This window comes from Lachnoanaerobaculum sp., from assembly GCF_057250505.1.
Genome location: NZ_DBHIEQ010000029.1, coordinates 20,989 through 26,076 on the forward strand (window position 1 = coordinate 20,989; position 5,088 = coordinate 26,076).

Below are 5,088 nucleotides of genomic sequence, written 5' to 3' on the forward strand. Positions count from 1 at the left end.
AACTTATATGAAGCAGGACTTGGAGAGCTTGCAGAAAAATACTTTGTTGAACTTATAGCAGGAAAGGGAGCTGTAAGGGAGACATTGAAGAAATATGTGGGATAATATCAGTAACTTTAGTTACTTTTATTGTATAGATATTATAGAAGGAGAAAACTATGCAAATGACTTGGCGCTGGTACGGAGAAGGAAATGACTCCGTTACCTTAAAGCAAATCAAGCAGATTCCGGGTGTTGAAGGCATTGTTTGGGCATTGCACAACAAGGCTGCCGGAGAAGTTTGGGAAGTGGCCGAAATCGAAGAAGTAAGAAAGCAACTGGAACCATATGGCTTTAATATGGATGTGGTTGAATCTGTAAATGTTCACGATGACATAAAGATAGGTTTACCTACAAGAGATGCACTTATAGAAAACTATAAAACAACTCTAAGAAATCTTGCAAAATTCGGTGTAAAGGTTGTATGTTACAACTTTATGCCTGTATTTGACTGGACCAGAACTGATTTACATCATGAGTTGCCTGACGGATCAAATGCACTTTTCTATGAAAAGAAAGTTATCAGAGAAGATCCTATTGAGATGGCAAGATATATCATAGAAGGATCAAAGGGATACACAATGCCCGGTTGGGAACCTGAAAGACTTGAGCATCTGAAGGAACTCTTTGAGGCATATAAGCCTGTTACCAAAGAAAAGCTTTGGGAAAACTTAAAGTATTTCTTGGAGGCGATAATTCTTACTTGTGAGGAATGTAATATCAAGATGGCTATTCACCAGGACGATCCGCCATGGGACATTTTCGGACTTCCAAGACTTTTGGTTGATGAAGCTGCAATTGACAAGTTTTTAAAGCTTGTAGATAATCCTTATTCAGGACTTACACTTTGTTCAGGTTCACTGGGAGCAAATGAACATAACAGAGTTGCAGACATAGTTAGAAAGCACTGTGACAGAATCTACTTTGCACATATAAGAAATGTAAAGCACTATGAGGGAGGAGATTTCTCGGAAGTTTCACATAGAGACTGTGACGGAGATGTAGGTATCTTAGATATAATCAAGGCATATCATGACTGCGGATATACAGGATATATTCGTCCTGACCATGGAAGACATATCTGGGATGAGAAGTGTAGACCGGGATACGGTTTGTATGACAGAGCACTTGGTGTAATGTATATACTCGGTGTATGGGATGCGCTTGAAAAGTTTGACAGAAAATAATAAAAATATCTATATAGTAAGTTTTTTTTAGGGAAGATTCATATCTTCCCTTTTGTTATTTTAAATAAGAATATAGAAATTAACAATATACTCTTTTTGTGTTGATAATAATATATATTTTTATATACTGTTTTTGCAACGTAAGAATTTTGTAATCTTTTAGAAAGATGATTTACATTGAATTATTTTAGTAACGGTGGTATCATCCTAGTGTTTGGTTAAGAAAGTTTTAATAAAAAATGGAGGGATATATGAAACGTGTATTAACAACATTAGCATTAGGATTTGGATTGACAGTAGGTGCTGTATTTGCAGCAAATGCAGCTCCGTCAGTAGTAATAACACCGGGTGCTCATACAGTTGTGGCAACATCATCTGTGGCAACACCTTCAGTACCTAGAGCAACAGGCTCAAACTCACATGGACATGGCGGTTCTTCAGGCGGCGGTTCAGGATCAGGTTCAACATACAGATCAAGAAGTGCAGTTCAGAATTCTTCAGCAGGAACATGGCAGAAGGATGCTAAGGGCTGGTGGTTAAGCTATGGTGCAGGCAACTATGCAAAGAACACTTGGGTAAATAAAGACGGTAAGTGGTATTACTTTGATGCAGAGGGATATATGCTTACATCATGGAGATTTATCAATAACAACTGGTACTATATGCATGATGACGGTCATATGAATATTGGATGGCTTTTGACAGAGAATACACATAAGTGGTATTACTTTGATGCTAACGGTGCTATGTGGTACAATGCAACAACTCCTGACGGATACTATGTAAATAATGACGGAGTTTATGTAGCAAAATAATTTAACAAAGTTGATTAAGCGGATAGGTTGTTGCCTATCCGCTTTTTTGAATCTCTAAATCGGCTTATCATAATTGATATAGTCGAAATAAACTGATGTAATAAAAACACAGACTTTACACTTGGAGTACACATTTTGAACATGATTTTAGGTGATAATACATTTCATAAACAACAAACCCCATTTTAGAAACGAGGTGCAATATGAAAAAGAAAATGTGTACTTGGCTTATAACCATGGCACTTGGACTTGCAATAGTAGGTTGTTCAAATAATAAGACTACAAATACAACACAAACCACTGTGCAGCAGAGTGAGACTACAGCGGTAAATACTTCAAGCAGTACAACAAAGGGTACATATTCGGATGAAGATCTTAATACTTCATACTCGGATTCGGATACAAAAATAGAACTTAGCAATGGAAGTGCCGACATTACAGGTGAAGGTGCTACATTTGAAAACGGAAATATAAAGATTACAAAAGCCGGTACATATGTACTTAGCGGTGAATTTGACGGACAGATAATTACAGAAGTGGGAGATGAAGATGTGGTACACCTGGTGTTTAACGGTGTAAATATTACAAATACCACATCATCGGTTATAAATGCAGCTACAGGAAAGAAAGTTGTAATAACACTTGTAGACGGAACTACCAATACTCTAAGTGACGGAACAAGTTATGAGTATGCTGACGGTGAAGATGAACCTGATGCAACACTTTTTGTAAAGAATAATTTGACCATAAACGGAACCGGAAGCTTAAATATTGATTCAAATTATGCTACAGCGATAAAGGCAAAGGATAATCTTATTATACTTGACAGTAAGATAAATATTAATTCTGTAGGTAAGGCCATAAAAGGTAAAGATTCTGTAACTATAGAGAATGCGGATATCACTATAAATGCTGAAGATGACGGTATAACTACAGACGGTGCGCTGGTAATAAACAGCGGAAATGTCAATATAGAAAAGTCGGGAGAAGGTCTTGAAGGTGTCAGCATTTATATCAACGGCGGAAATATAGATATTGTTGCCACGGATGACGGTATAAATGCAAGAGGACTTATTGATGACAGTGCTACGGATGCACAGAAGGAAGCATACGGTGAGGAAAATCAGGCCGATACATATCTTAGAATCACAGGCGGAACAGTAAATATAAATGCAAGTGCTGACGGAATAGATTCAAACGGTCAGGTATATATTGACGGTGGAACTGTATATGTATCAGGTGCAACTTCAGGACCTGATGTAGCACTTGATTACAACGGCAAGGCCGTTATAACAGGTGGAACATTTGTAAGTACAGGTATTCAGGAGATGGCACAGACATTTGACAGCAGTTCCACACAAAACTTTATAACCGTATACTATGACAGTACGGTTGCGGCAGGCACTGAGATAAAGGTGACCGATAAAGACGGCAATACTGTATTAAGTTATAATGCGGATAAAGAGTTCACATTTGCGGTTATATCTTCAGATAAGCTTTCTACAGGTGAAACATATACTGTAACTGCAGGAGATAACAGCAATGAAGTAACTATAACTGCAGGAGGAAGTACTATAGGTGAGAGAAGTGCAGGCGGACCGGGCGGTCCTAACGGAAACGGAGGCCCGGGAGGAAATCCTCCTACAGGAGAGCCGCCACAAAAACCTACCGATGCAAACGGCAATGAAATTGAGATGCCGGGACCGCCAAGCGGTGAGTCGTCACAGACAGAAAAAAATTAAAAATTATATTTGATAAATGCATATAAAATGATAAACTTAGATAGAGGGTTGTTTGCCCTCTATCTTTTGAGTTAAGGAGATTTATGGAGATATACATGGCGCCTATGGAGGGTGTGATAAATTATGTTTTCAGAAAGGCGTATATAAAGCATTTTAGCGGAGTGGACAAGTTTTTTACACCTTTTATTACACCACATATGAAAAAAGGATTCTCAAGATCCGAGCGTATGGAACTTGATAAAGAATATAATAAAGGACAGAATCTTATTGTGCAGATACTTACAAACAGTGCGGGAGATTTTTTGAAGCTGTCCGATGAGATAAAACAGATGGGGTTTAATGAATTTAATATAAATCTGGGATGCCCCTCAGGTACTGTGACTTCAAAGGGCAGAGGCTCGGGATTTTTGCAGGATACAAATGCACTTGACAGATTTTTTTATGAAATATTTGAAAAAAGTACGGATATAAAAATATCCGTAAAGACCAGAATAGGATTTTGTGACTATGATGAGTGGGATGCTCTGCTTAGCGTATATGAAAAGTATGATTTTAGTGAAATTATTATACATCCAAGATTAAGGAGTGATTTTTATAAAAATAATGTGTATATGCAGGCGTTTACGCAGGCTTGTAAAACTTTAAAAGTAAAAATTGTATACAACGGTGATATAAATACGCAAAAAGGCTTTAAGATATTAAATGAAGAGTTAAGAAAAAACGGAGTTGATACCGTAATGATCGGCAGAGGATTGGTAAGAAATCCTCTATTGCCGGAGGCTATAAAAACCGGTGTGGATATGACTGATTTAAGAAAGACGATAGACTTTTTGGAGGATGTAAAAGAAGAGTATTTGTCACTTGATTTTGGAGAAAGGAATACTTTATTTAAATTAAAGGAACTTTGGGGTATGGTATTAGCGGATGAAATATATGCCAAGGCCTTAAGGAAGATAAGGAAAGTTGATACAATAAATGAGTACAATAAGCATATAGAAGGACTCAAATAATATAACAATAAACATATCGTTATAAAAATTTAAGAAATTAGTTTATTCTAACTTGTTGCAACATAATAAAAAATACTATATACTTTATGAAGAGTCGGTAAAAATTTGATATATTTTTACCGACAATAAGACATTTGAGGAGGCAAATTATGGGAGCAACCTTTTTTGCTGCGATAGCAGCATTTGCGGTCGGTATTATTTGTTTTTCAGCGATTATTTACATTATCAGCGTTATAGGAATGTTCAAAGTTTTCGAAAAATGCGGATTGGAAGGATGGAAGGCAATAATTCCTTT

Annotated in this window: 4 protein-coding genes; all 4 read left to right on the forward strand. The window is 36.9% G+C overall.

The window, feature by feature from the left end:
- Positions 1-158 precede the first annotated feature (158 nt).
- Positions 159-1,226, forward strand: a complete 1,068-nt coding sequence (uxuA, locus tag ACO6FI_RS11010) for a mannonate dehydratase (RefSeq protein WP_485457370.1) — start codon at positions 159-161, stop codon at positions 1,224-1,226.
- A gap of 251 nt (positions 1,227-1,477) precedes the next feature.
- Positions 1,478-2,041, forward strand: a complete 564-nt coding sequence (locus tag ACO6FI_RS11015) for a cell wall-binding protein (RefSeq protein ID WP_485457371.1) — start codon at positions 1,478-1,480, stop codon at positions 2,039-2,041.
- A 203-nt stretch (positions 2,042-2,244) separates the two neighbouring features.
- Positions 2,245-3,783 (forward strand): carbohydrate-binding domain-containing protein, encoded by a 1,539-nt coding sequence (locus ACO6FI_RS11020; RefSeq protein ID WP_485457372.1) that lies wholly within the window; start codon positions 2,245-2,247, stop codon positions 3,781-3,783.
- 83 nt (positions 3,784-3,866) lie between these two features.
- Entirely contained in the window at positions 3,867-4,793 is a 927-nt protein-coding gene (locus tag ACO6FI_RS11025; RefSeq protein ID WP_485457373.1) for a tRNA dihydrouridine synthase, read from the forward strand.
- The last annotated feature ends 295 nt before the right edge of the window (positions 4,794-5,088 follow it).

Coding starts and splice junctions, on each gene's coding strand:
- ACO6FI_RS11020 (WP_485457372.1), top strand. CDS start 2,245: ATGAAAAAGAAAATGTGTACTTGGCTTATAACCATGGCACTTGGACTT.
- ACO6FI_RS11025 (WP_485457373.1), top strand. CDS start 3,867: ATGGAGATATACATGGCGCCTATGGAGGGTGTGATAAATTATGTTTTC.
- ACO6FI_RS11015 (WP_485457371.1), top strand. CDS start 1,478: ATGAAACGTGTATTAACAACATTAGCATTAGGATTTGGATTGACAGTA.
- uxuA (WP_485457370.1), top strand. CDS start 159: ATGCAAATGACTTGGCGCTGGTACGGAGAAGGAAATGACTCCGTTACC.